This window comes from Nocardia sp. NPDC056952, from assembly GCF_042674185.1.
In the GTDB taxonomy this organism is placed as follows: Bacteria; Actinomycetota; Actinomycetes; order Mycobacteriales; family Mycobacteriaceae; genus Nocardia.
This window is the reverse complement of sequence record NZ_JBHURA010000006.1, coordinates 262,485-287,053: the sequence shown is the minus strand read 5'-3', so window position 1 is coordinate 287,053 and position 24,569 is coordinate 262,485. Positions and strand designations below refer to the sequence as shown.

The 24,569-nt window shown below is 68.1% G+C and carries 27 protein-coding genes; 5 read left to right on the top strand and 22 right to left on the bottom strand.

Features of this window, described 5'->3' with window-relative positions; genetic code table 11:
- Positions 1-67: 67 nt before the first annotated feature.
- Complete coding sequence (locus tag ACFTS5_RS22515) at positions 68-931, bottom strand: redox-sensing transcriptional repressor Rex (protein WP_378634153.1); 864 nt, start codon at positions 929-931, stop codon at positions 68-70.
- 206 nt (positions 932-1,137) lie between these two features.
- Positions 1,138-1,419, bottom strand: a complete 282-nt coding sequence (locus ACFTS5_RS22510) for a glutaredoxin family protein (protein WP_378634150.1) — start codon at positions 1,417-1,419, stop codon at positions 1,138-1,140.
- An 88-nt stretch (positions 1,420-1,507) separates the two neighbouring features.
- On the opposite strand from ACFTS5_RS22510, the gene ACFTS5_RS22505 reads away from it, so the two are divergent.
- Positions 1,508-2,533, top strand: coding sequence for an HAD family hydrolase (locus ACFTS5_RS22505; protein ID WP_378634148.1), 1,026 nt, complete (start codon positions 1,508-1,510; stop codon positions 2,531-2,533).
- On the opposite strand, the gene ACFTS5_RS22500 is transcribed toward ACFTS5_RS22505, so the two are convergent.
- From ACFTS5_RS22500 to ACFTS5_RS22460, 9 genes are all read right to left on the bottom strand, one after another.
- The gene (locus tag ACFTS5_RS22500; protein ID WP_378634145.1) at positions 2,530-3,546 is read right to left on the bottom strand and encodes a lysophospholipid acyltransferase family protein; all 1,017 of its coding nucleotides are present in this window, start codon (positions 3,544-3,546) and stop codon (positions 2,530-2,532) included. The genes ACFTS5_RS22505 and ACFTS5_RS22500 overlap by 4 nt on opposite strands.
- On the bottom strand, positions 3,543-4,577 hold the full coding sequence (locus ACFTS5_RS22495) for an NAD-dependent epimerase/dehydratase family protein (RefSeq protein WP_378634143.1): 1,035 nt from the start codon (positions 4,575-4,577) through the stop codon (positions 3,543-3,545). Before ACFTS5_RS22495 ends, ACFTS5_RS22500 begins: the two co-directional genes overlap by 4 nt.
- A 234-nt stretch (positions 4,578-4,811) precedes the next feature.
- Positions 4,812-4,913 carry a 30S ribosomal protein bS22 gene (locus ACFTS5_RS22490; protein WP_003402602.1) on the bottom strand — a complete coding sequence of 34 codons (102 nt, stop codon included), beginning with the start codon at positions 4,911-4,913 and terminating at the stop codon, positions 4,812-4,814.
- Positions 4,914-5,101: 188 nt separating this feature from the next.
- Entirely contained in the window at positions 5,102-5,383 is a 282-nt protein-coding gene (locus ACFTS5_RS22485) for a helix-turn-helix domain-containing protein (RefSeq protein WP_228537168.1), read from the bottom strand.
- Positions 5,384-5,527: 144 nt separating this feature from the next.
- Positions 5,528-6,346, bottom strand: a complete 819-nt coding sequence (gene proC, locus ACFTS5_RS22480) for a pyrroline-5-carboxylate reductase (protein WP_378634139.1) — start codon at positions 6,344-6,346, stop codon at positions 5,528-5,530.
- Positions 6,347-6,374: 28 nt separating this feature from the next.
- The gene (locus tag ACFTS5_RS22475) at positions 6,375-7,241 is read right to left on the bottom strand and encodes a thioesterase family protein (protein ID WP_378634136.1); all 867 of its coding nucleotides are present in this window, start codon (positions 7,239-7,241) and stop codon (positions 6,375-6,377) included.
- A gap of 192 nt (positions 7,242-7,433) precedes the next feature.
- Entirely contained in the window at positions 7,434-8,318 is an 885-nt protein-coding gene (locus ACFTS5_RS22470; RefSeq protein ID WP_378634133.1) for a sugar phosphate isomerase/epimerase family protein, read from the bottom strand.
- A 16-nt stretch (positions 8,319-8,334) separates the two neighbouring features.
- Positions 8,335-10,401, bottom strand: a complete 2,067-nt coding sequence (locus tag ACFTS5_RS22465) for a hypothetical protein (RefSeq protein ID WP_378634130.1) — start codon at positions 10,399-10,401, stop codon at positions 8,335-8,337.
- 26 nt (positions 10,402-10,427) lie between these two features.
- Complete coding sequence (locus ACFTS5_RS22460) at positions 10,428-11,414, bottom strand: hypothetical protein (RefSeq protein ID WP_378634128.1); 987 nt, start codon at positions 11,412-11,414, stop codon at positions 10,428-10,430.
- A 65-nt stretch (positions 11,415-11,479) separates the two neighbouring features.
- On the opposite strand from ACFTS5_RS22460, the gene ACFTS5_RS22455 reads away from it, so the two are divergent.
- Complete coding sequence (locus ACFTS5_RS22455) at positions 11,480-12,358, top strand: hypothetical protein (RefSeq protein WP_378634125.1); 879 nt, start codon at positions 11,480-11,482, stop codon at positions 12,356-12,358.
- A gap of 70 nt (positions 12,359-12,428) precedes the next feature.
- Positions 12,429-12,758 (top strand): hypothetical protein, encoded by a 330-nt coding sequence (locus ACFTS5_RS22450; protein ID WP_378634123.1) that lies wholly within the window; start codon positions 12,429-12,431, stop codon positions 12,756-12,758.
- Between the two features lie 187 nt (positions 12,759-12,945).
- On the opposite strand, the gene ACFTS5_RS22445 is transcribed toward ACFTS5_RS22450, so the two are convergent.
- From ACFTS5_RS22445 to ACFTS5_RS22435, 3 genes are all read right to left on the bottom strand, one after another.
- Complete coding sequence (locus ACFTS5_RS22445) at positions 12,946-13,635, bottom strand: response regulator transcription factor (RefSeq protein WP_056814516.1); 690 nt, start codon at positions 13,633-13,635, stop codon at positions 12,946-12,948.
- Positions 13,632-14,870: a cell wall metabolism sensor histidine kinase WalK gene (locus tag ACFTS5_RS22440; protein ID WP_056816211.1), complete on the bottom strand. Its 1,239-nt coding sequence runs from the start codon at positions 14,868-14,870 to the stop codon at positions 13,632-13,634. The genes ACFTS5_RS22445 and ACFTS5_RS22440 overlap by 4 nt, the downstream gene beginning before the upstream one ends.
- Positions 14,871-15,000: 130 nt before the next feature.
- Entirely contained in the window at positions 15,001-15,381 is a 381-nt protein-coding gene (locus ACFTS5_RS22435; protein ID WP_378634119.1) for a winged helix-turn-helix transcriptional regulator, read from the bottom strand.
- A gap of 110 nt (positions 15,382-15,491) precedes the next feature.
- Here ACFTS5_RS22435 and ACFTS5_RS22430 point away from each other — a divergent pair, with 110 nt between their 5' ends.
- Positions 15,492-16,208 (top strand): NADPH-dependent F420 reductase, encoded by a 717-nt coding sequence (locus ACFTS5_RS22430; protein WP_378634116.1) that lies wholly within the window; start codon positions 15,492-15,494, stop codon positions 16,206-16,208.
- 18 nt (positions 16,209-16,226) lie between these two features.
- Here the strand turns inward: ACFTS5_RS22430 and ACFTS5_RS22425 are convergent, their stop codons facing one another.
- The 4 genes from ACFTS5_RS22425 to ACFTS5_RS22410 form a co-directional block, all read right to left on the bottom strand.
- A complete protein-coding gene (locus ACFTS5_RS22425; protein WP_378634114.1) occupies positions 16,227-16,574 on the bottom strand; it encodes a DoxX family protein in 348 nt (115 codons plus the stop codon).
- A 136-nt stretch (positions 16,575-16,710) separates the two neighbouring features.
- The gene (locus tag ACFTS5_RS22420; RefSeq protein WP_378634111.1) at positions 16,711-17,448 is read right to left on the bottom strand and encodes a phosphoglyceromutase; all 738 of its coding nucleotides are present in this window, start codon (positions 17,446-17,448) and stop codon (positions 16,711-16,713) included.
- A gap of 27 nt (positions 17,449-17,475) precedes the next feature.
- Complete coding sequence (locus ACFTS5_RS22415; protein ID WP_170112119.1) at positions 17,476-17,652, bottom strand: hypothetical protein; 177 nt, start codon at positions 17,650-17,652, stop codon at positions 17,476-17,478.
- Positions 17,653-17,728: 76 nt separating this feature from the next.
- Positions 17,729-18,631, bottom strand: a complete 903-nt coding sequence (locus ACFTS5_RS22410; RefSeq protein WP_378634109.1) for an ROK family protein — start codon at positions 18,629-18,631, stop codon at positions 17,729-17,731.
- 187 nt (positions 18,632-18,818) lie between these two features.
- On the opposite strand from ACFTS5_RS22410, the gene ACFTS5_RS22405 reads away from it, so the two are divergent.
- Positions 18,819-19,994, top strand: a complete 1,176-nt coding sequence (locus ACFTS5_RS22405; protein ID WP_378634106.1) for a lipase family protein — start codon at positions 18,819-18,821, stop codon at positions 19,992-19,994.
- A gap of 51 nt (positions 19,995-20,045) precedes the next feature.
- Here ACFTS5_RS22405 and ACFTS5_RS22400 read toward each other — a convergent pair whose 3' ends face one another.
- The 4 genes from ACFTS5_RS22400 to ACFTS5_RS22385 form a co-directional block, all read right to left on the bottom strand.
- On the bottom strand, positions 20,046-20,540 hold the full coding sequence (locus ACFTS5_RS22400; RefSeq protein ID WP_378634103.1) for a YbjN domain-containing protein: 495 nt from the start codon (positions 20,538-20,540) through the stop codon (positions 20,046-20,048).
- Entirely contained in the window at positions 20,537-21,895 is a 1,359-nt protein-coding gene (mshA, locus tag ACFTS5_RS22395; RefSeq protein WP_378634495.1) for a D-inositol-3-phosphate glycosyltransferase, read from the bottom strand. Before mshA ends, ACFTS5_RS22400 begins: the two co-directional genes overlap by 4 nt.
- 152 nt (positions 21,896-22,047) lie before the next feature.
- Positions 22,048-23,043, bottom strand: coding sequence for an alpha/beta hydrolase (locus ACFTS5_RS22390; RefSeq protein ID WP_378634100.1), 996 nt, complete (start codon positions 23,041-23,043; stop codon positions 22,048-22,050).
- Between the two features lie 431 nt (positions 23,044-23,474).
- Positions 23,475-24,488: an alpha/beta hydrolase gene (locus ACFTS5_RS22385; protein WP_378634097.1), complete on the bottom strand. Its 1,014-nt coding sequence runs from the start codon at positions 24,486-24,488 to the stop codon at positions 23,475-23,477.
- Positions 24,489-24,569 lie beyond the last annotated feature (81 nt).

Genomic DNA, 24,569 nt, shown 5'->3' with positions numbered 1-24,569 from the left:
TCGCCGGCGCTCTGTCCCGCCATGCGTGTCCGCACGCCGTGTCGCAGTTTAGCTCGCTGGCGCTCGCTCATGGCGTGATCACCGATCCCTTGGTGCTTGGCTCCGTTGCCGAGTGGGGCGTGGCCGAATGCGGCGCGGTACGCCGCGTCGGCCTGCCGCGGGCCGGTTCGACCGGTGCGGCATGGGTGAGGTGGTTCGGCGGCGGTACCCGGCGCGCGACGCGGCCGGAGCCGACCTCGGCGATCTCGGGCAGCGCGGGCGCGTCGTTGCGCGCGGCATCGAAGGACAGCATCTGCAGTTCCATCGCCAGGTCGACGCGGCGGACCTGGACATGGGCGGGCGCGCGCAGTTCCAGCGGCGCGAAACTCAGAATCGACGGCAGTCCGGCGTCGACGAGCCGGTCACACACGTCCTGGGCGGCTTCGTCGGGCACGGCCACCACCGCGATCGTCGGCGTCAGCGCCGGGATCTGCGCGGTCAGCTGCTCGACATCGCGCACGACGAGACCGGCGTACGACTGGCCGATCACCGACGGGTCGTTGTCGAAGATCCCGACCACGGTGAAGCCTCGTACCCCGAATCCGCCGTAACCGACCAGCGCGCGGCCCAGATTGCCCGCGCCGATCAGCACTACCCGATGTCCCTGCGACAGTCCGAGCACATCTTCGATCCTGGTGCGCAACTTGGCTACGTCATAGCCGACACCCCGCACACCGTTGGGTCCGAGGAAGGAAAGATCCTTGCGCAGCTTCGCCGAATTGACACCCGCCGCGACAGCGAGTTCCTCACTCGATACGATGACTACACCCTCGTCGGCCAACCCGGCGAGAACCCGGAGATAGGTAGCAAGACGAGTCACCGTGGCCTGCGGAATGTCCCGCACAAGAGCCTTGCCGGAGACGCCACTCGGCGTCTCGTGCTGCTCTGTCACGTCGTCGGCTCCTCGTTCCGGGCCTGATCGCGGTCCGGTTCCTCTGTTTCGTTCACCGGTGTGGGTCGCTGCAATTACGAGAGCGCGACCGGTGCCATAGGGGCGGTACAAACCCGGCCACCGCCGCCGCGTGGAGCGGCGGTGCGGATTGCGTGTCACCACCGTAACCGCTTGTGCAGGCGTTCACAAAGTCGGTGAATTCGGCCTCATTTTCCGTCGCGACCAGCGATCCGGCTCAGGTCCGCCCGCAAACGGGGCTCATCGACGTCGAAATAGCTGTGTTCACGGCCGTTCAACAGGACCACCGGCAGGCGATCACCGTATTCGGCACGCAGTTCCGGCTCGCTGACCGCGGCTTCGTCGACGTCTACAGTGGCGACCGGGAGACCGAAATCACCACAGATCATCCGCAATTGCTCCAGTGCCGCGCTGCACATGCCGCAACCAGCGCGGGTCAACAGGGTCACCGTCGGTGTGGGATTAGTCATGAGCCCTATTTAATCCCCGAGCCCGCAGCGGGTTGTCGGTGCAGCCGGTTACTGTGGACATGGTTCGCGCGACTAGCGGAGGGTACTGGTGCCGGAACGTTCGAAGGTGACTAGGGCCGGATTCGTCGCAGGACGATTCGGGGAGTTCCCTGCGCGGTGGCAGCCCAGCCGCCTCGGTCAGGAACTGCAGGAACAGTTCGCACGGCTGCCACGCAGCCCGTTCGGACCGAGCGAAGAAGAGCTACGCGCCAACCTGGCCGGCGAGGCCAGTGCCGACGCCGCGCTCGAGCTGCACGATGCCGAGCTCGCCGAGCAGGGCGGCGACGCGGGCCCCGAGGTCCCGCGCGACCTCACCGCCGCGGCGTTCTTCGACGTCGACAACACCCTCGTGCAGGGTGCCTCGATCGTCCACTTCGCCCGTGGGTTGGCCGCGCGCAAGTACTTCAAGACCTCCGACCTGGTCGACGTCGCCTGGAAGCAGGTGAAGTTCCGGGTCACCGGCAAGGAGAATTCCTCCGACATGGTCTCGGGCCGGGAGAAGGCGCTCAGCTTCATCGCGGGCCGCCCCACGGCCGAACTCGCGGCACTCGGCGAGGAGATCTACGACGAGATCATCGCCGACAAGATCTGGCCCGGCACCCGCGCACTGGCCCAGATGCACCTCGATGCCGGTCAGCAGGTCTGGCTGGTGACGGCCACCCCGGTCGAGCTGGCCAATGTGATCGCCAAACGCCTCGGCCTGACCGGCGCCCTCGGCACGGTCGCCGAGAGTGTCGACGGCAAGTTCACCGGGCGCCTGGTCGGCGACATCCTGCACGGCCTCGGCAAGGCGCACGCGGTGCGCACCCTCGCCATCCGCGAAGGGCTCAACCTCAAGCGCTGCACCGCCTACTCCGACAGCCACAACGATGTCCCCATGCTGTCGCTGGTCGGCACCGCTGTCGCGATCAACCCCGACTCCGATCTGCGCGAGGTCGCGAAGAACCGCGGCTGGGAAATCCGCGATTTTCGCACCGGCCGCAAGGCAGCCAAGATCGGCGTCCCCACCGCACTGGCACTCGGCGCGGCGGGTGGAGCGGTAGCGGCTGTCGTAGCCCGCCACCGCGACAACTAGCCCAGAACCACGTTCCGGCGCTTGGCCAGCAGCTTGTAGAGGGTTTGCTGGATGGTCTCGCGGACCTGGTCGGTGACCTCGAACATCGTCATCGGGTCATCGGCCTCTTCCGGCTCGAACGCCGTGGTCGCGATCGGCTCACCGAATTCGATGTACCACTTGGACGGCATCGGCACCGCGCCCAACAGCCCCAGATGCGGGAACAACGGCGTCACCGGGAAGTACGGCAGCCCGAGCAGTCGGGCCAGCGGCTTGATATCGGCGAGTTTGGGGTAGATCTCCTCGGAACCGACGATCGAGACCGGAATGATCGGCACCCCGGCCCGCACCGCCGCCGACACGAATCCGCCGCGCCCGAACCGCTGCAGCTTGTACCGGTCGGCGTAGTTCTTTCCGACGCCCTTGAACCCTTCCGGGAACACGCCGGCGATGTGCCCGGCGCGCAGCAGCCGCTCGGCATCGGGATGGCAGGCCAGCGTGTGCCCGGCCTTGCGTGCCAGCGCGCCGAGCAGCGGCATCTCGAAGATGAGGTCGGCGGCCAGCAGCCGCAGCGCCCGCTGATGCGGATGCTTGTCGTGCACGGCCAGTTGCAGCATCAGCCCGTCGATCGGCACGGTGCCCGCGTGATTGGCGACCAGCAGCGCGCCACCCACGGCGGGGATGTTCTCGATCCCCGCGACCTCGACTCGGAACCAGTAGTCCGACAGCGGCCGGAGCGCGGGCAGGATCACCGATTCGAGCAGGTGCCGGTCGTAGCCGAACTCGTCGACCTGATAGTCGCCGGTGAGCCTGCGGCGCGCGAACTCGGCGGTCCGTTCGATCTGCTCGCCGACGGCATCGCGCACGATGTCGGTCAGCGACTTCGGCGGGCGGGCGGGCATTCCCGGTCGACGCTCGCTGAGGGAGGTGACCGGCATCGCCTGCGTCGGCTGGTCCGGCCATCGCCGGGTCTGCGGTCGCTGCCGGGTCTCGACATTCACGTCGAGACGAATGACTTTCGCTCCCTCGTTCATGTACGCGCTCCTGTACCGGCCCCGATGAGGCCGAGCAGTTTGTGTTCCGCGGCGTCGATCCAAGCCGGATCGAAGACGGGCCGCAACGCTGCGCCCGCGATGAAGTCATCGAACGCCTGGACCGTGGTCCAGCGTGGGGTGAAGCCGAGTTCGGTTCGCATACGGGTGGTGTCGAGCCCGCAGCCGAAGTAGAAATAGTCGGGTTGTTCGCCACTGAATCCGCGCATGATCGGGCCCATCAGCGAGCGACCGACCGTGCGGAAGACGAAAAACGGAACCGGCGCGACGATGCGCCCGGCACGGCGGATCGCCTGCGACATGGCCAGCGCGCCGTCACCGGCGATATTGACCGTGCCACCGTGTGCACGCTGCGCCGCGTGCACCAGCACCGCGACCGCGTCTTCCTCGTGCAGCAATTGCAGTCGGGCTTCGCGACCGAGAACGGTCGGGGTGATCGGCGAACGCAGATATTGCACGCCCCGGTCGGCCAGGCGCGGACCGACAATCGGCGCGAAACGCAGAATCGACGCGGAAATATCGGGCCTGCGCCGCGCCATTCCCCGCACCAGCGCCTCGATATCGATCATGTCGCGCGCGAACCACCCAGCGGGCGGAGTGCGCGCGCCCATTTCCTCGGTGAATTTCGCCGGATCCTTGGCACTGCAGCCGTACACCGCCGACGACGATCGCACGACGACACGGCGCACCGACGGCGCTTTCTGACAGACGGCGAGCAATTGCATCGCACCGAGGACATTGAGATCCTTCATCACCGCGCGACCGCCACCGGCGGGCGGACGGGTGAGCACAGCCGCGTGCACGACGGTGTCGACGTCGTTGCCCTCGACGACTTTGCGAATCAGTGGGTTCCGGATATCAGCGCGCACGAACTCGGCACTACCCATTTTTCGCCGGAGCTCACGGCTGGGCGTCACGGTATCCACCGCGATGACACGTTCGACGCCGGGTTCGGCAGCCAGACGTGCCGCGACATTGCCACCGAAGAAGCGGCTGGCACCCGTGACCAGCACAACTCTCGGTGCGTGTCGTTCCCGTGTATCGGAACTCGAACCTGACCCCACTCAAAGCCCCCTGCTCATCGTGTTTCGCGTACCAGAGTAGCCGCATTCGCGCCACTCGCCGTCACGATCTACAAGCTTTTAACACCGCCGACCCGTCCTCGACCAGTGAGCTTCACAAACCCGGGTATTTCACAGCGCGAGCCCGCCACCTCGAAGGTGACGGGCTCGTCGCGGTACGCAGGCTTACTTGCCGAGTTTGCGCCGCTGAACACGCGTGCGGCGAAGCAGCTTACGGTGCTTCTTCTTCGACATACGCTTGCGGCGCTTCTTGATCACAGAACCCATAGGGTTTCCTCGCGTTCTCTCTACTCGGCATACACACGCGGTGTTCACGTGCGTCGTTTGGCGTCCGCGCCGCCGGGGCAACCGGACACCACGAACGGTGCCACCGGCAGGCGGACACGAACCAGTTGTCCATGCTACCGGGGCACCCGAGCAGCAACGAAACCGCCCTTGTACCTGGCCGGACTACCTCATCCGGCGTCGAAGTACGACGTCTCCAGGTAGTCGTGCACCGCCTTCGCGTGCACTCGGAACGAGCGTCCGACACGCACCGCGGGCAGTTCACCCGAGTGCACGAGCCGGTACACCGTCATTTTCGACACCCGCATGAGATCGGCGACTTCGGCGACGGTGAGAAACTGCGTGCCACCGCCGATCACCGTTTGCGGGGTGGCGCCGACCCGCGGCGCGGGCGAACCCGAACCACCGCCCGACGCCGATGGATTACTTGACATTCTGTTCGCAGACATCATGGCACCATTGACCTCCGGCACGCCCGCGCCGCCGGCTTCCCCACCAGCGGAACAGACACGCACGTGCTTCTACGAGCTTAGCGGGACCAGTGGGATTACTGCGACGGGTGTGAGAAATCGGTTTTCAAACCGGGTACCCGTTTGTCACTCGTTCGTTGCGCCCTGTTCGGCGGACCGCTGCTTGGCCGCGTGCAGGGCCTCGGTGAACGTCGAGCGCAGCGCGCCACGTTCGAGTTCGCGCAGTGCCGCGGCGGTGGTACCACCGGGCGAGGTGACCGCGGCGCGGAGCTCGGCCGCGCTCTGCCCGGTTTCGTCCAGCAGCGCCGCCGAACCGATCATGGTCTGCACGACCAGTTCGCTGGCCACCTCGCGGGTGAGGCCGAGACCGACGCCCGCATCGATCATCGCCTCGACGACCAGGAAGAAATACGCCGGTCCCGAACCGGATACCGCGGTGACCGCGTCCATCTGCGCCTCGGGCACCGTCACCACTTTGCCGACGGCTTCGAGCATCTCACCGACCTGCTCGAGCTGCTCCGGCTTGGCGTAGCGACCGGGCGATTGCACACTCATACCCTGTCCGACCAGCATCGGCGTGTTCGGCATCACCCGCACCACCGGGAAACCGGCGGGCAGTTTCGACTCCAGCCGGGCGGTGGAGACACCGGCGGCCAACGAGACGAGCACCTGATCGCGACCGTTGTCGAGGTCCGCCTTGGACAGATCGGTGAGCACCGAGTCGACCACCCCGGGCTTCACCGCGATCACCACGATGTCGGCGCCCTCGACGGCGTCGGCGACCGAACCGCTCACCCGCACCTTGAAGCGCTCGGCCAGCTGCGCGGCGCGCGCGGCGATCGGCTCGACCACGACCAGATCTTTGGTCGCCCGACCGGATTCGAGCAATCCGGCCACCAGCGCCTCACCGATCCGACCGCCACCGACCACCGCAATTCTCGTCATGAGGACAAGGTTAGTTGGCCCGGTGGCTTCAGCGTGCCGCCGGGATCAGGGCCAGCTGGCGACTCTGGGCGACGACTGCACCGGTCGAGTCGATGACCAGGTGGTCCTCGTCGAACATCCGCTCACCGACCTCACGGGCGGTCGCGATGACGCGCAGCCAGCCGGGCGCGGGGACGCGGCGCAGATACGTGGTCATCTGCACGGTCGGCGACCACCCGAAGTGGCCGAGGTTCATCGGCACCGGCGGGCTGATGTCGGCGGCCATCATCGCGAAGGCGGCGCGCGCCCGCGGATCGGCTTCGTCGCCGTCGAACGGGCGGATCCACAGCCGCAGCCGGGGCGGGCCGGTCTCGCCGCGCAGGAATTCACCCCAGGTCGGGTCGATCACCATGTGGGCGCCCTGGCTGACGTGCACGATCTTGCCCATCGGCGAATCGGCGGAGTAGCGGAACGCCTCGTCGACCGGCTCGGCGGGCATGTCGGTGTCGGGGCCGCTCCAGCGCGTCTCGGTGGAGTCGAGATGGCCGAAGGTGAACGCGGTCCGGACGAGGGTGCGGCCGTTCTGGATCAGGTCCACGTCGGCCAGGCAGATCTGGCGGCCCTTCTTGCGGATGTGCACCGCGTATTCGACCTCACCGGGGTCGGGGGCGCCGAGGAAGTCGGTGCTGGCCGCGATGGGCGCCATCCGGGCGAGCGATTCGTCGGCCTCGGTGAGCCAGCGGGTCGCCGCGGCGGCGGTGGCCGCGACCATGGTGCCGCCGTGGACTTTGGGGCCGATGGTCCAGGTGGGCGCGATGACGCCGGCGTAGCGGCCGGTCTCGGCATCGGTGGTGGTGAGCTCGGTCAGGTCGAGGACCTGGCTGAACGGCGCGTCGGTCGCGACTTCTCGCGTCATCGTCACTCCTGGTCGAGGGGCACACAGCAATTCGTACAGCGTACAAGCATGGCGGGGTTCGAAGTATTCCGCGCTGGGCCGGGGGCGGGATGCGAGCGGTGGTGACGCATCAGGGTGACCGAGTCCGGATAGCTGAGAGCTGTGCGTGTGGGGAGCGCCGGCGCGCTCGAGCGGGGCCCCGGGCGCCTTCCGTTACGGCAGATCGGCGTGGCGAGGTTGGGGGTCAGGGGTCGCGCCGGTGAGGTGGCGGCGGGCGAAATCGAGGGTGCGCGCCAGCTGGGTGGAACGTTCGGCGGTGGTTCGCGCGTTCTGGGTATTGATCTCGGCGACCGCGTGGCCACGAAAACCGGTGTGTATCAGGTGTTCACACAGTTGCGCACAGGGCTGGGTGCCGTCGCCGGGCACCAGGTGCTCGTCGTGCGCGGCGCCGCGACCGTCGGCCAGGTGCAGGTGGACCAGGCCCTCGCCCATCCGGCGCGCCAGCTCGAGCGCGTCGGCGCCCGCGGTCGCGGTGTGCGAGAGGTCGAGGGTGTAGTGGTCGAAGCCGGTGTCGGTCGGATCGAAGGAAGGGCTGAACGCGCTCACCGCGCGGCCGGGACCCGCGCGCCGTTCCAGCCTGCGCACCGCGCCGTCGCGGAACAGGGTGTCGGCCCGCATCGGGAACATGTTCTCCACGGCCACCTTGACCGGGTGATGCGCCTCGAGCTCACCGACCTGATCGGCGAAACCCCGCGCGTAGCGGCGCTGCCAGCGAAACGGCGGGTGCACCACCACGGTGTCGGCGCCGAGCGCCTCCGCGGTCCGCACGCTGCGTTCCAGCTTGGCCACCGGGTCGGCGCCCCAGACCCGTTGGGAGATCAGCAGACACGGCGCGTGCACAGCCAGCACCGGGACGCCGTAGCGCTTCGCGTAGGACTGCACCGTCGCGATGTCCTGGCTGGCCGGCTCGGCCCAGACCATCAATTCCACACCGTCGTAACCCAATTCGGCGGCATAACGGAACGCCGCCTGCGTGTTCTCCGGATACACCGAGGCCGTCGACAGCCCGATCGCGATGTCCGCCCGTGCGTTCCCCACAGCCCACTCCCTGTATTCAGCTGGTACTGAGGAGAAAGGCTAGCGGTCCCAGCGTCACGAAGACGCCTACGACGACGGCGATCACGGTGCTGAAGATGTCGTCGGTGCGGCGCAGGATGCGAACCAGCGCCACCAGACCGAGGATCACGACCGTCGCCAGCGCCAGCGCCACCAACGCCATCGACTCCCACAAGGTCTCGAAACCCTTGAACAGCAACATTCCGGCGACCGCCGCGCCCGCGCTCTGCGCGCCCAGGATCATCCACTGGCGGCGGTTGGCGTTGTCGCCGTCGCCGCGCGCCATGCTCGATACGCGCGCGGCACGGCTGGCCACCGACCCGCCCGCCCGGTTACCCGACAACCTGCTCGCGGCCCGCGACTCGGCGACGCTGCCGGTCCTCGACTTGGCCCGGCTCGCCACCTTCGCCCTCGCCCGGTCGGCCAGGGTCACGGCGGCCGCCTTGGTCGCGGCGCGCCTGCTCGCCCTGGTCGGCTTGGGTTCGTAGTCGTCGTCGTAGTCGTCATCGTCGAAGGCCGCGTCGTCGTACTCGGATTCGGCGTAGTCGGCGTCGGAGTAGTCGTTGTCGACGTAATCGCGGTCGACGTAATCGGACTCGGCGTAGTCGTCGGTGTCCTCGTCGTCGACCTGATCGGCGCCGACCCGGTAGACCTCGGTGTGCGCGTCGGCGTCGGGACCCCGATCGGCGCGCTGGCGCAGCAGGTCCCCGGCCACCGACTGCCCGGACACCAGCGGCTGCTCCTGGCTGACCGGCGACCACGCGGCCGTCGGGAAACCACCGCTCTCCGGCGCGGGCGCGTTCTTGTCCGGACGATGCCTGCGCGCCGACCACGACGGCAACCCGCCGGACTTCGGCTCGCCCCGTCGGCGATCCAGCGAGGGGCGCTGATCCGCGCCACGGGCCGGCGGGGCGTCGGTGCCCGGCGCGAGGTTGTAGGCCTGGGTGGCATCGGCGCCCGGCGGCGGATATCCGTTGAAGGCTTGCGCCGCGTCGACACGACCCGGCGCGGGCTGCCCGTTCAGCCCGGGGGCGCCGTTACGCCCCGCCCCGTTGAAACCTCGCGCGGGCTCGGCGCCCGGCCGCCCGTTGACCGGCTGACCGTCGAAAGACTCGCCCGGCCGCCCGTTGAAGCCCGACGCGGGCCTGCCGTCGAAAGACTCGCCCGGTCGGCCGTTGAAGCCCGGCCCTGGCCGGCTGTCGAAGGACCCGGTGCCCCGATGCTCGTCGAAGCCCGATCCGGCCTGATTGTCGAAACCGGGCCCGATGTCGGGGAGCGCGTCCAATCCACGCGACTGCCCCGGCCTGCCCATGAATGCCTGTGGCGCGTCGATGCCCGCCTCGTAGAGCGGCGCGTCGAACGACGGGCGGCCGGGCGCGGGGCTCGCCTCGATGGCCTCTTCCGCGGCTTCGGCGGCTCGCCTGCGCGCGGCCCGGCCACCGGTGACCGGCGGCGGTTTCGGCGGCTCGGCGTACGGGGCGGCCTCGGGCTCATCCGGTCGATGCCGTCTGCCCCCGCCGACCGCGGGCAGCGCACCGGAACCGAACATCTCGGCGATACCGGGATCGACCGGCTGCGTGGGACCGCCGGGAACACCGAGGCGACCCGGACCGCGGCCTCCCCCACGAGAACCGGCATCGCGCGCTTCTGCACGGAACGGCCCGAACGGGTCGGACGACGGTCGCGGTTCGGCGAGTCCGAGTGGATCGCGCGGATCGGGCGCGGAGTACCCCGCATCGGGGTCGAATCGGGTGATCGGGCCCGACATCGGCGAGAAGGCCGGTTCGGCCGGACCGGGCGGCGGGTAGGGCGCGGGCTGGTAACTCGCGGGCGGTTCGTAGCTCGGCGCGGGCTCGGGGGCGTAGGTCGGCGCCGGGACATAAGCGGGCGGGGGTTCCGGCGCGGGCGGCGCGGGCGCGGCGTGCGAGTTCGGCTTGACCGCCGCGTTCTCGCCGGTCAGATCGTTGACCGAGAGTCCGCGCCCGCTGCGCCGTCGTCGTCCACCGCCACCGGAGGAAGCGGGCGCGGCCCCCTGCGCGGCGTTGCGCGCCAGCAGCTCAGCCACCGATAGCTGTTTAGAATCCTCGCTACTCATGCCGACTCCACTTCCGCGACCGGCGTGACCGGCGGCACCGCGGCCGGTCCACCTCCGTTGGGCTCGGAGTCCAGTTTGCGCAAGATGAGGCCTTCGCGCAGCGCCCATGGGCAGATTTCGATGCTGTCGAGCGATAACGCCCGCATACTCGCCTCCGCGACCAATGCGCCGGCCACCAATTGCTGGGACCGATCCGAACTCACGCCTTCCAGTTCCGCGCGGTCCGACGCGGTCATCCGGGAGATGAACGCGATCAGCTGGCGCAGACCGGAGCTGGTCAGTGTACGTCGCACCCGCGGACCGGCCGCCGAGGGTGCCGCGCCGGTCAGCCGAGCCAGCGAACGGAATGTCTTCGAGGTGCCCACGGCCAGGTCGGGCCTGCCCGCGTCGATCATCGTCTTGGACGGGACGACCAGTTCGGCGTCGAGCCAGTCGCGCAGGACCGCGATCTTGCGCTTGCCCGGCGGGTCGTCGCGCAGCCACTCCCTGGTGAGCCTGCCCGCGCCGAGTTGCAGCGACAGCGCCACATCCGGTTCCTCGTCGCCGCCGTTGGACAGCTCCAGCGAACCGCCGCCGATATCGAGATTGATGATCCGGCCCGCGCTCCAGCCGAACCAGCGGCGCACCGCGAGGAACGTCAGCCTGGCCTCGTCGTCGCCGGAGAGCACCTGCAGATCGACACCGGTCATCGCCCGGACGCGGGCGAGCACTTCCTCGGAATTGGTCGCCTCGCGCAGGGCCGAGGTGGCGAACGGCATCAGCTCCACGCACTTGGAATTGCGTGCCAGATCAGCGAATTCGAGGATGGTCGCGATCAGCCGCGCCTCGCCCTCCTCGGTGATCCGGCCCACCGAATCCATGCTCTCGGACAGGCGCAACGCCGACTTCGTCGAGCTCATCGGCATCGGGTGGCCACCACGATGGGCGTCCACCACGAGCAGGTGGACGGTATTGCTTCCGACATCGAGAACACCAAGCCGCACACGAATACGGTACTTGGTGATCCGGTACAGCAGGCCAGGCGACTGAACTGTTAGCGTCACGAGTTGTGACCGAAGGCGCATCTGGCACCGCGGAGACCGGGCTCCGACCTGGGCGAAAGATCGACCCGACCCCGGAAGTCGAGCTCGATTTCCCACGGGAGTGGATCGAGTTCACCGATCCAGCAAACGACGAGCACCAGATCGTCGCCGATCTGACGTGGCTGCTGTCGCGCTGGACGTGCGTGTTCGGCACGCCTGCCTGCCAGGGCATCATCGCCGAACGCCCCGACGACGGCTGCTGCTCCCACGGCGCTTTCCTGGCCGACAAGGACGACCGCAAGCGCCTCAACGGTGCTGTGAAGATGCTCACACCCGACGACTGGCAGCTGATGGGCGAGGCCACCGAGAACGGCAAGGTCGTCAAGAAGGGTTACCTCGAACTCGACGAACTCGAGGACGAACCGGCCCTGCGCACCCGTCGCTTCGACGGCGCCTGCATCTTCCTCAACCGTCCCGGATTCGCGGCGGGTCCCGGCTGCGCGCTGCACATCATGGCCGTGCGCAAGGGCATCGAACCCCTGGAAGTGAAGCCGGACGTGTGCTGGCAGCTGCCGATCCGGCGCACCCAGGACTGGGTGGAACGCCCGGACGGCGAGCAGATCCTGCGCACCGTGGTCACCGAATACGACCGGCGCGGCTGGGGACCCGGCGGCCTGGATCTGGATTGGTACTGCAGCGGCTCCCCCGACGCCCACGTCGGCGCGAAGCCGGTCTGGCAGTCCTATGGCCCGGAACTGCGTGAGCTGCTCGGTGCGCCCGCCTACGACGAACTCGCCAAGCACTGCCGTCGGCGCGAGGGCCTCGGCCTGGTCGCGGTGCATCCGGCGACGGTCGAAGCCGAGCGGATGAACCCCGAACCTCACAGATCGAATCACGCGGAGTGAAAGCCTCGTAACCATTCGGTTCATCTGTAGGTCGTGCATCCGTCACCGAACTCGGGTTGGATAGCTGTTCATGTCCAAGAAAGCGATCTACGCAGCGACCCTCGCGATCGGCGCGACCCTCTCCATGACCGGCCTGGCCAATGCCGAACCGAACGGTGATCCGGCCGCGTACGCGGACTTCACGGCCGACTTCGTGAACTACAACGACCCGGCCGCGATCGACGCCGCCAAGAACGGCAAATACATCATCATCAGCACGAAGGGCACCTCCTCGCCCATCGGCTGCCGCGGCAACGGCGCCGACGTGCCGATCTACGACTGCAAGCAGTTCGACGGCGTGGAAGTGGTCGCCCTGAAGAAGATCGACACCCCCCTCGGCACCGCATGGAGCGTGCTGTAAAAGTCCTCCCGCTCGTCAACGAACGAAAGGTCCCGTCGGAAATCCGACGGGACCTTTTCATGGAGCCCTGGTCTGGCGAGTACATGGGTAACTCACCGGGTACGAGCGAACGCGGCGAGCACCCTTACCGCAGCCGCACACACGTGTCTCCCCGCGCCTGGATCTGGCTAGAGTCGCGGGGAGGCGGTCAAGCTTCGAGCTTGTAGCCGAGTCCTCGCACAGTCACCAGGTGTTCCGGCTTGGCCGGGTCTGCCTCGATCTTCGAGCGCAGTCGCTTGACGTGCACGTCGAGGGTCTTGGTGTCGCCCACATAGTCGGCGCCCCAAACCCGGTCGATCAGCTGGCCGCGGGTCAGTACGCGGCCGGAGTTGCGGAGCAGGTACTCGAGGAGGTCGAACTCCTTGAGCGGCAGGGTGACCTGGCCACCGTTGACGTGCACGGTGTGGCGGTCCACGTCCATCCGCACCGGTCCGGCCTCGAGGACGCCGTTCTCGCTACCGGAGTCGAGCTCGTCACCCGCGCCGCGGCGCAGCACGGCCCGGATCCGGGCGATCAGCTCGCGCGCCGAGTACGGCTTGGTGACGTAGTCGTCGGCGCCGAGTTCCAGCCCGACGACCTTGTCGATCTCGCTGTCGCGGGCGGTCACCATGATCACCGGCACGCCGCTGCGCGTGCGCAGCTGCTTGCACACGTCGGTGCCGCTCATGCCGGGCAGCATCAGGTCCAGTAGCACGATATCGGCGCCGGAGCGGTCGAATTCGGCCAGCGCGGACGGGCCGTCGCCGACGACGGTGACGTCGAAGCCTTCCTTGCGAAGCAGGAACGCCAGCGGCTCGGCCAGCGAATCCTCGTCTTCGACGATCAACACACTCGTCATCTGCGTGCCTCCACACCGTTCGTTCGTCCCGCGAGAGTGCGCGGGACGGTGGTTTCTCTCGTGGTGGACTCCGGCGTCTGTTCCGCGTCCTCGTCCCCATCGGTTTCCAGATGGGCGGGGATGCGCAGCGTGAACGTCGAGCCGGTGCCCAGTTTGCTCCACAGGGTGATTTCGCCGTTGTGGTTGGCCGCCACGTGTTTCACGATGGCCAAGCCGAGCCCGGTGCCGCCGGTCGAGCGGGAGCGGGCCTTGTCGGAGCGGAAGAACCGCTCGAACACCCGTTCCTGGTCTTCCTTGGCGATCCCGATGCCTCGATCGGTGACCGCCATCGCGACATGATCGCCGCGCAGCGACCGGCTCACCGACACATGCGAACCCTGTGGCGAATACGCGATCGCATTCTCCACCAGATTCGACAGCGCGGTCACCAGCAACGTTTCGTCGCCGAGCACTTCCAGCCCGCTGGGCCGGTCGGTGCTGACGGTGATGCCCGCGGCCTCGGCGGCGGTGCGCGAGCGGTCGACCGCCTGCTGCACCACCGTGTCGACGTCGACCACGGCCAGATCGGGCAGTTTCTCGGCGCCCTGCAATCGCGACAGCGCGATCAGCTCGGTCACCATCTTGCCCAGGCGCCGGGATTCGCCCAGTACGCGGGAGCCGAAGTGCCGCACGGCCTCGGGATCGTCGGCCGATTCCAGCATGGCCTCGGCCAGCAAGCTCATCGCACCGACGGGGGTCTTGAGTTCATGGCTGACGTTGGCGACGAAATCGCGCCGCGTCGCCTCCATGCGGGCCTGCTCGGAATCGTCGTCGGCGAACAGCACGACGAAGCTGGTTTCCTCGCGGGAGAGTTTGCGGGCCACACCACGCACGGCGATCCGGCCGCGGCCGGGTAGCGGGTTCTTGGCGGTGAGGTCGTATTCGGCGGATTCGCCGGTCGCGAGGACCTTCTCCACCGCGGCCCACGCGCGTTCGTCGAGCAACCGGTTGCGGACCAGCCCGAGTTCCTCGGCGCGCGGATTCACCAGCACCACATCGCGGTATTCGTCCACCACGGCGATGCCGGACTCGGAGGCGAGCACGATCAGGTCGAGCACCTGCGACATCGTCAGCCCGGTGTCTTCCTGGGTACGGGCGGCCTGCCTGGCATTGACGAACGGGATCAGCAGGCCACCGACTGCCAGCCCGACGACAGCCGCGAGGACTGCCAACAGCACGGCCTGCGGAACACTCACAAGATTGATCGTACGAGTGCGGACCGACATAACGTCGGCGGGTCGACGAAGTTTCGCGCAGGTCACAGGCACTTGGCATGGCGTTCTTTTGCCGTTCACCCAGCAGGCACCTGGACCTTCGCCGGGCGTGTCAGCCGGGCGGTTCGCCGTACATCGCGGTGGTCACCGTGGGCCCGTGCCGGTCGACCCATGCGCCGAGCGCATAAATCGGAACGAGCAGATCGTGGCCCGCTTCGGTGAGTTCGTACTCCACTCGCGGTGGCGCTTCGGCATACCGCCGCCTGCGTACGAGCGTCATCCGCTCCATCCGCCGCAACGTCTGAGTCAACATCTTCTGGCTGATCCCGCCGGCCCCCGTCAGAAGTTCGCTGTGACGTTGCGGACCATCGCGCAACAGGTACACCACCACCGGCAGCCACGAGTTCGCGAACAGGTCCACCGCCATTCGCGCGGGACAGTCGGCCTCGTAGTCACCGTAGGGCGGGTATTGCACCGGTTCGGCGGCGGTCATGGGTACCAGCGTGCCACCGCCGATAGGCACCCGCAGGTGCCTATCGCCCTTTCTAGCGTCGGTGTGGTCGATGCCACCGGGCTCGACACCGGCGAATCACGGGAGTTCTCATGCGTATTGGAATCATCGGCGCGGGCGCGATAGCGTCCGCGTTGGGCGGCGGCTGGGCCACGGCGGGCCACGAGGTGCGGATCGGGGCGCGCTCGGCCGACTCGGCGCGGGCACTCGCGTCCGAGCTCGACGCGATCGGTGGCGCGGGATCGGATGCCGACCGGGCGAGCAAGCCTGTGGTCGACGTGCGACCGGCGACGATCAGCGCGGCGATCGCCTTCGCCGAGGTAGTGCTGTTCGCGGTACCCGTGAGCGCGCTCACCGAACTGCTCACCACACACGGCGCCGAGCTGGCCGGAAAGATCGTCATCGACTGCACCAACGCGTTCCTGCCCGACGAATCGGCGCCCGACGGCGTCACCGCGTTTGTCCTGAGCGAGGACGCGGTAGCCGAACGCATCGCCGCGGCAGCGCCGAAAGCCCACGTGGTCAAGGCCTTCAACCTCCTCGCCGCCGAGGTGTGGGCGGGCGCCGACCGAGTCTTCGACGGTGTGCGGTTGGCCGTCCCGATCTGCGGCGACGACGCGGCGGCGGTACAGACAGTGGCCCGGCTCGCCGAAGACCTTGCTCTGCGACCGTTCACCGCGGGCGGCCTGCACCGCGCCAGGTATCTGGAGGCGACCTCGGTCTTCACCGTCGGCCTCTGGTTCGCCGGCCTCGATGCCCGCGCGATGTTGCCTCCACTGTCGGCGGCCTTCGCGGTCGCCGACGCCTGACACGGGTCGCCGGGACGTTCAGGCGGCGATCCCCAGCCCCAGCGCAACGGCGACCGGCGCCAGGTACAGCACCGGGAACGCGACCGTCTTGTACGACCGCGCCCGCAGCACCGTCACCACCGCACCCGCGAAGTACAGGATCAGCCCGATCGCGGCGAGAACCCCGATCACCGGAACGAACAGGCCGATCAGCAGCCCGATCGATCCGAGGGCCTTGGCGATGCCCAGCGGTGTCCACCAGGTCTGCGGCACGCCGTATTCCACCAGCGGCTCCACCACGAAGGGGGCCCGGCGCAGCAGTGAGAACGCCGAGAACCCCACCCACAGTGCGGCGACGACAGTAACGATGACGTAGGCGGTGAACATGGGCGCAACTCCTTCGGCAACCGCGTGTTTCGCGGTATCTACCGAGGTGACGACACAGCCAGGTACGAGTGTGACATCACCAGAAAGAACCGGCCCCACACCTTTCGAAGGTGCGGGGCCGGTTTCCGGCAAGGAGTTACTTACCGCCCTGATTGGCGACGGCGGCGGCGCCGGCAGCGGCGGCGGCCGGGTCGAGGTACTCGGCGGCCTTCACCGGACGCATGTTCTCGTCCAGTTCGTAGACCAGCGGAATGCCGGTGGGGATGTTCAAGCCGGAGATGTCCTCATCGGAGATGCCGTCGAGGTGCTTGACCAGCGCGCGCAGCGAGTTGCCGTGTGCGGCGACCAGCACGGTCTTGCCGGTCAGCAGCTCCTTGGAGATGGTGTCCTCCCAGTACGGGACCATCCGCTTGACGACATCGAGCAGGCACTCGGTCTCGGGGACCTCGATGCCCGCGTAGCGCGGGTCGCCTTCCTGGCTGTACTCGTTGTCGGGCTGGATCGGCGGCGGCGGGGTGTCGTAGCTGCGGCGCCACAGCATGAACTGCTCCTGGCCGTACTGCTCGCGGACCTGTTCCTTGTTCTTGCCCTGCAGATCGCCGTAGTGGCGCTCGTTGAGGCGCCAGTCGCGCACGACCGGGATCCACAGCCGGTCGGCGGTGCCGAGCGCGTTGTCAGCGGTGCTGATCGCGCGGCGCAGCAGCGAGGTGTAGACGACATCGGGCAGGATGCCTGCTTCTTTGAGCAGCTCCCCGGCCCGCTTGCCCTCGGCGATGCCCTTGTCGGTGAGTTGGACGTCCACCCAACCGGTGAAGAGGTTGAGGGCATTCCATTCGCTCTCGCCGTGGCGCAGCAGCACGAGGGTGTAGGTCATAGGGGTCATTCTGACATTGCGGTGATGTCAGGCCCACTCCACCTCGTCGAAGCCGATGACGATCTCGTACGGCCCGCCCTTGACCAGCGCGTCGACCTGTAATCGTGACGCCACCGAGTCGACTTCGCGCACTACGGCGCACACTCCTTGGAACGGACCCTCCGGAATATGGACGACATCGCCCGGCACGTAGTCGGCAGCCACCTCATGGAGGCTACGCCCGCCGGTGACCAGGCCGAACGAACGCGCCGAGCGCACTGCCGGCCGGACCGAAGAGTCCTCACATCGCCTCAATCCGCGCGGCCTCGACCGCTAGCACCCCCGCACCGACCAGCGTGGCTCCTTCGCTCAACGTCGACAGTTCCACCGACAGTTCCTCGACGAACTCGAGCCGCGCGTGCCGGGCGACGGCAGCGCGCAACGGTCCCCACAGCGGCTCCCCCGAATGCGCGAAACCGCCGCTGATCACCACCCGATCCACATCCAGTAGCGCGGCAGCCGACGAGATCGCCTGACCGAGGGCGGTTCCCGCACGCGCCATGGCGGTGAGCGCGATCGGGTCACCGCGATGCGCGGCCTCGGCGAGCTCCATCCCGCTCTCCCCTGCCCAGCCACGCTCCCGCGCCCAGCGCACCGACGACGGCCCGCTCGCCACCGCCTCGACGCACCCGAATCCCCCACAGGGACAGGCGGTGTCATCCCCGGCCACCACGATGTGCCCGATGTGACCCGCGTTTCCCGTGCGCCCCACCACAACCCGGCCGTCGGCGATGATCCCCCCACCGACACCCGAGGACACCGTCATGGCCAGGCCGTTGTCCACCCCGCGCAACCCGCCCACCCGATGCTCGGCCAGCACCAGACAGGCGCCGTCGATGGCCAACCGCACCACCGCGTTCGGGAACAGCGCGCGCACGTGGTCGACGATCGCGAACCCGCCGCGCCACGCCGCAAGGTTCAACGGCCTGATCATTCCCGCGGGCACATCGACCGGCCCCGCCGCTCCGATCCCGACCGCGCTCACCTCGTTGTCACCTGCCACAGCGACCAGAAGGTCTCGACACGCCGCCCACGGATCGTCGGAGGCAGCGGGGGCCTGACGCACCCCGTGTAGCCGGTAGTGCGGGTCCACAACTCCCGCAGCGAATTTCGTCGCCCCGATATCGAGCGCAAGCACCGCCATCACCACTCCTACCTCCCGGGCCGGGCCGCGTCGCCGCACACCTCGCCCGCACCTGATGTGAGTCATCACAACATGTGGCACGCGACACTTTGACTACTGGTCGGTACAAATCACAGGTTTTCGTTAGATACTTCGACACGGGTCGGGTCGTCTCGTTGGGCAGCACTACTGTTGATGAAGGAAAGCTGTGTCGAAAATCGCTGTATTGGTGTTGAGTCTGCTATCGGTAGGCTTGTTCGCCGCACCCGCGGGGGCGAACCCGCTGTATCCGACGCCTGATCCGGATCCGTTCTTCACCGCACCTGCCGACATCGCCGCGCTGGCACCCGGCGACGTCGTGCGCACGCGCCACATCGACACCTGGATGTACCCCGGCACCGAGGGCCACCAGGTCGCGTTCCGCTCCACCAATTCGGCGGGCAACGCGATCATGGGCATCACCACCGTGCTCATGCCGGTCGGCGTGAAGAACCCGCCGCTGGTGTCGTACCAGGCGCTGATCAACTCGATCGGCACCCGCTGCAACCCGTCGCAGTCGCTGTTCAACGGCGAGCTGCAGGACGCGCCCGGCGCCATGCTGCCGTTGGCGCGTGGCTGGGCGATCTCGGTGCCCGACTACCTCGGCCCGACGGTGGCCTACGGTGCGGCCAAGCTCAGCGGCATGGTCACCCTCGACAGTGTGCGCGCGGTGCAGAAGGTCGCCGAGCTGGGCGTCGGTAACTCGCCGGTCGCGATCGCCGGCTACTCGGGCGGCGGCATGGCCACCGCGTGGGCGGGCGCGTTGCAGCCCACGTACGCACCGGAGCTGAAGCTCGCGGCCGTGGTGTCCGGCGGTATCCCCGCCGATCTCGAACTGATGGCCGACGCACTGGGTTTCCAGCCGCACCCCGGCTTCGGTCTCGCCTTCGCCGCCGCGATGGGCATCGAGCGCGAGTACCCCGAGCAGGTGCCGGTGTCGGACCAGCTCAACGAAAACGGCCTGTGGTTCCGTGAATTCACCAAGGACGCGTGCCGTCGCTTCCTGCTGTTCCACGGCGCCCTGCGCAACGCCGAGCAGATGGCGGCGTCCAAGGAGCTGATGGGCAGCCAGGTGGCCCGTGGGGTGCTGCGCGAGAACAGCCTCGTGCACTTCCAGGGCGCGCCGACCGCACCCACCTACATCTGGCAGGGCAAGTACGACATCCTCACCCCGTACGCCCCGGTCGCCGAGACCATCGCCCGCTGGTGTGGTCAGGGTGCCCCGGTCCAGCTGAACACGGTCGAGATCTCCGAGCACATGACCGCCGCCGTGGCGGGTTTCCCCGACGCGTGGAACTACGTCGAGGCCCGCTTCCGCAACGAACCGGTCCCGACGAACTGCTGAGCTGAAACACGATGCCGGACAGGAACTTTCCTGTCCGGCATCGCTGTGTTCTCAGACCTTGTCGGCGTCGTCGATGATGTGCTCGAAGGCGCGCAGGTTCTTCAGCGACTCACCGCGCGAGACCCGCCACTTCCATTCCTTGCGAATGGATTCGGCGAACCCGAGCTCGAGCAGGATGTTGAAGTCGTTGTCGACCGCTTCGAGGATCTGACCGAAGATCCGGTCGAGTTCGTCGGCGGTGACCGACTCGGCGGACATGCGGCCCACCAGGTAGATGTCGCCGACATTGTCGAGGGTGTAGGCCACGCCGTAGAGGCGGCGGTTGCGGCGCAGCAGGTATTTGTAGACGCCTTCGAAGTTCTCGTCGGGTTTGCGGCACACGAACGATTCGATGCGGACACCGTGCTTGCCGACGGTCAGCATCACCGTGGTCTTCAGCTTGCGCTCGCCGGGCAGCACCACGATGAAGGTGTCGTCACCGTGGCGGGTGTACTCGATCTCGCGATCGCGCAGCGTGTCGTCGATAACCTGCGAAACGGCGCTCACCTGCGCACTCCCGTCCGGCGCCGCAACAGCGCCCGCGATCTAGCCTGCCTGGTCTCGCCCGCGTGCAGGGCGATGGGACCGCGTTCGGTGCGGAATCCGGCCATCGCGGCAGCGTAGCTGTCGAGCAGGCCATCGGCGGTGTGCGCCCAGGAGAACCTGCCGGCGTGCTCCACGGCGGTGGCGCCCATGCGGGTGAGCCGGTCGGGATCGTCGAGCAGGGCGGCCAGCGCGTCGGCCCAGTCGGGGGTGCGATGCCCCGGCACGAGCAAGCCGGATTCGTGGTTGCGGACCGCGGTGCCGAGGCCGCCGACGTCGGCGGCGAGGACGGGGGTACCGCTGGCCTGCGCCTCGATGGCGACCAAGCCGAAGGATTCGTTGTAGCTGGGCACGGCCACCACATCGGCCGCGCGATACACCTGCACGAGCTTGTCGGCGGGCTGCGGCGGCAGGAACGTGACCCGTTCGGCGATGCCGAGGTCGGCGGCCAGTTCGATCAGCGCGTCGGGCCTGGCCAGTCCGGTGCCGGACGGTCCGCCCACGATCAGCACGCGCAACTTGCGGCTCGGATCTCGGCTCAGGAGTTCGGCGGCCGCGCGCACGAGGACATCGGGGGCCTTGAGCGGCTGGATCCGGCCGATGAACGCGACGATCTGCTCGTCGGCGCGCAACCCGAGCTCGGTGCGCGCGGCGAGCTTGTCACCGGGCCGGTAGCGGGTCAGGTCGGCGCCGGGCGGCACCACGTCGATGCGGTCGGGCGAGGCGCCGTAGAGCTCGACGAGCTGCCGGGCTTCGTCACCGGTGTTGGCCACCAGCCGGTCGGACTCGGCGATCACCTGCTTCTCACCGATCACCCTGGTCTCGGGTTCGGGAGTATCGCCCTCGGCCAGCGCGGCGTTCTTCACCGCGGCCAGGGTGTGCGCGGTGTGCACCAGCGGCACCCGCCAGCGGTCGCGCGCCAGCCACCCCACCTGGCCGGACAGCCAGTAGTGCGAATGCACCAGGTCGTAGTGGCCCGGCAGATGCCGCGCTTCCTGGCGCAGTACCTCGGCGGTGAACGGACACAGCTGGGTGGGCAGCTCGTGTTTGTCGAGTCCCTCGAACGGGCCCGCGACCACGTGGCGCACGATCACGCCGGGTGCGGCTTCGGCCACCGGCGGCAGCTCCGAGGAGGTCGCCCGGGTGAAGATCTCCACCTCGGTGCCCCGTTTGGCCAGCTCGAGCGCGGTTTGCAGCACGTAGACATTCATCCCGCCCGCGTCCCCCGTACCGGGCTGCGCCAGCGGCGAGGTATGCACCGACAGCACCGCGATGCGATGGGGCAAAAGATCGGGACGACGCTGGCTCACACCCTCCAGTGTGCACGCCGCGACGCCGCCACCGTTGCCCCTACCGGGTTCGGTGACGGCTGTCACAGCGTGTTCGTGAGTGAGTTCACGTCCTCGTCGTGGTCGAGCCTGCCCGATCCGCGGTCCGCGCGCGAGCGGATTTCGGCCCTCGCGTTCGGCCGTCACGCGCGGTGCAGCGCCGCCTCGAACACGGGCCACGATTTGTGCATGTCCTGCTCCCAGTAGCCCCACGAGTGAGTGCCGTTGGGGCGCATGTCCACCGTCGCGGGGATGCCGAGTGTCTGCAGTCGATCGCGCAGCTGCTGGGTGCACAGATTCGTGACGGCTTCGAGCCCGGCGCCGAACAGCAACTGCATGGTCAGCTGCGCCGGGTCGCCCTGGGCGGCGGTGATGGTGTCGTACGGCCCGGGAATGCCGGTGCCGGAGGAGATGTAGACGTCGGTGCCGCGCAACGCTTCCGCGTGCAGGTAGGGGTCGTTTGCCGACCACGCGGGATCGGTGGGTGGGCCCCACATATTCGCCGCGTTGCCGAGCCTGCTGCCCACCACCGTCCGCACGATCGCCTGTCCGCGTGGATCACTCGTGCGCACGCACCCGCTGTAGGACCCGATCGCCCGGTACAGGCCGGGTTCGGCGAGCGCGAGCTGGAACACCGAGGTGCCCGCCATCGACAGTCCCGCGATGGCGTTGGCGCCGGTGCCGCCGAACTCCGCGTCGATCACGGGCGGTAGTTCCCTGGTGAGGAAGGTGGTCCAGCGCTGCTTGCCGAGCACCGGGTCGTCGGTTCGCCAGTCGGCGAAATAGCTTCCGGCCCCGCCGAACGGGATCACCACATTGACCTGTTTGTCCTTGAAGAACTCGACGACATCGGTGCGATCGAGCCAGTTGCCGTCGGCACCTCCGCCGACCCCGTTGAGTAGATACAGCGTCGGCGCGGGCGCTTTCGGATCCGCGGCCCGCAACACCCGCACCCGGGTGACGATGTCCATCGCCGGTGAGTACACGCCCACATCGATGGTGCGATCGGGTTCGACCCGCTGATCCTCGATACGTGCCGCCCCCGGTTCGGCGCCCGCGGGCACCCCGGCCACGACACCGGCCAACAAGCCCAGCACGGCCACTGCGACCCGTACGCCCACTGCCCGACCAAACATCATCGAACTCCGATCTCGACGCCGAATCCTCTTCTCCACATACGATCCAACGACATTCCAGAACGCTACACACGAATTCAGCGGAAGTCTGTGACGATTCCCAGAAGATTTTCCTGAATTCTGGACGTTCGATCCGATTGGTTAGCGAGAACAATCACAGGCCGATCACATCAGCGCGGCAGACCAATCACGCCGATCACTCTACCTGCGCAGGAGCCCGACTCGCCCGGCACGACCGGCGCTCCCGCCGACAGATATCGCCTGCGCGAATAGACCGACCGGACCTTTTCATTCGAGGCCGCGAATTGCGAAACATGACGCAACATGTCTGCAAACTTATTCGCATCACCGGAATCGGCGGTGAAGTCCGCACCGAAAACCGCAGGCAGGTCACGTCGGTACCGGCCGCCGCCGCGACCGGCGCGCGGGAACGTTCAGCCGACGCGCAGGGCCGCGGCGAACAGCGGCCAGGAGTGACGAAGATCCTCGCGCCAGTAGCCCCAGGAGTGAGTTCCGTTGGGGCGCAGGTCGACTGTGGCGGGGATGGCCAGGTCGTGGAAGCGGGTGGCGAGCTGCTGGGTGCACAGCGCGGTGACCGCGTCGAGCGCGCCGCCGATGATCAGCTGGTCGACGAGCTTCATCGAATCACCGTGTAGCCCCGGCCCGTCGACAGTGTCGAGCACACCGGGAAGACCGGTACCGGAGGAGACGTAGATCGCCAGGCCGCGCAGGCGCTCGGCGTGCAGGAAGGGGTCGTTGGCGGCCCAGAGCGGGTCGCCGGGTTGTCCCCACATGTTCACAGGGTCACCGTTCTGGCCGGAGACGACGGTGTTGACGATGGCATGACCCTGCGGACCGCTGGTGGAGACGCAGCCGCTGTAGGAACCGACCGCCTTGTACAGCGCGGGCGCGGCGAGCGCCAGCTGGAAGGCGGCGGTGCCCGCCATCGACACGCCCGCAACGGCATTGGCCCCGGTGCCGTGGAACTCACGGTCGATGACGCGGGGCAGCTCGCGAGTGAGGAAGGTGGTCCAGCGCTGACGGCCGAGGACGGGGTCGTCGGCCTGCCAGTCGGCGTAGTAGCTGCCCGCGCCGCCGATCGGCATCACGATGGTGACCTGCTTGCCGGCGAAGAAGGTGTCGGCGTCGGTGCGGGTGAGCCAGTTGCCGCCGTCGCGCCAGTCACCGGACGGGCCGACGCCGCCGTCGACGCCGTTGAGCAGATACAGGACGGGCGCGGTCGCCGAACGGTCGGCCGCGGGCAGCACCGCGACGGTCACCGGTTTCGCCATGGCGGCGGAGTGCACCACCAGCTCGACGACGCGGCCGGGACCGGGCTCGACGGAAATCAGCCGCGCGGCGTCGGTGGCCGGACTCGCTCCGGCGACCGGGGCGGCGCACACCATGACTGCCACGAGAGCCGGCACACATCGCGTCAAGACGCTCATGCGCCACCTCCATGCCCGGCCGTGGGACATGGCCGTCGAGCTCAGAGTAGGTCGCCCTCACCTGCCCCGGACATGTTTCTG

What these genes read in the sequence shown, in the direction of transcription:
- ACFTS5_RS22510 (WP_378634150.1), bottom strand. Translation starts at nt 1,419, where the DNA reads ATGACTAATCCCACACCGACGGTGACCCTGTTGACCCGCGCTGGTTGC.
- ACFTS5_RS22500 (WP_378634145.1), bottom strand. Translation starts at nt 3,546, where the DNA reads ATGAACGAGGGAGCGAAAGTCATTCGTCTCGACGTGAATGTCGAGACC.
- ACFTS5_RS22490 (WP_003402602.1), bottom strand. Translation starts at nt 4,913, where the DNA reads ATGGGTTCTGTGATCAAGAAGCGCCGCAAGCGTATGTCGAAGAAGAAG.
- ACFTS5_RS22485 (WP_228537168.1), bottom strand. Translation starts at nt 5,383, where the DNA reads ATGATGTCTGCGAACAGAATGTCAAGTAATCCATCGGCGTCGGGCGGT.
- proC (WP_378634139.1), bottom strand. Translation starts at nt 6,346, where the DNA reads ATGACGAGAATTGCGGTGGTCGGTGGCGGTCGGATCGGTGAGGCGCTG.
- ACFTS5_RS22475 (WP_378634136.1), bottom strand. Translation starts at nt 7,241, where the DNA reads ATGACGCGAGAAGTCGCGACCGACGCGCCGTTCAGCCAGGTCCTCGAC.
- ACFTS5_RS22450 (WP_378634123.1), top strand. Translation starts at nt 12,429, where the DNA reads ATGTCCAAGAAAGCGATCTACGCAGCGACCCTCGCGATCGGCGCGACC.
- ACFTS5_RS22445 (WP_056814516.1), bottom strand. Translation starts at nt 13,635, where the DNA reads ATGACGAGTGTGTTGATCGTCGAAGACGAGGATTCGCTGGCCGAGCCG.
- ACFTS5_RS22435 (WP_378634119.1), bottom strand. Translation starts at nt 15,381, where the DNA reads ATGACCGCCGCCGAACCGGTGCAATACCCGCCCTACGGTGACTACGAG.
- ACFTS5_RS22430 (WP_378634116.1), top strand. Translation starts at nt 15,492, where the DNA reads ATGCGTATTGGAATCATCGGCGCGGGCGCGATAGCGTCCGCGTTGGGC.
- ACFTS5_RS22425 (WP_378634114.1), bottom strand. Translation starts at nt 16,574, where the DNA reads ATGTTCACCGCCTACGTCATCGTTACTGTCGTCGCCGCACTGTGGGTG.
- ACFTS5_RS22420 (WP_378634111.1), bottom strand. Translation starts at nt 17,448, where the DNA reads ATGACCTACACCCTCGTGCTGCTGCGCCACGGCGAGAGCGAATGGAAT.
- ACFTS5_RS22410 (WP_378634109.1), bottom strand. Translation starts at nt 18,631, where the DNA reads ATGGCGGTGCTTGCGCTCGATATCGGGGCGACGAAATTCGCTGCGGGA.
- ACFTS5_RS22390 (WP_378634100.1), bottom strand. Translation starts at nt 23,043, where the DNA reads ATGATGTTTGGTCGGGCAGTGGGCGTACGGGTCGCAGTGGCCGTGCTG.
- ACFTS5_RS22385 (WP_378634097.1), bottom strand. Translation starts at nt 24,488, where the DNA reads ATGAGCGTCTTGACGCGATGTGTGCCGGCTCTCGTGGCAGTCATGGTG.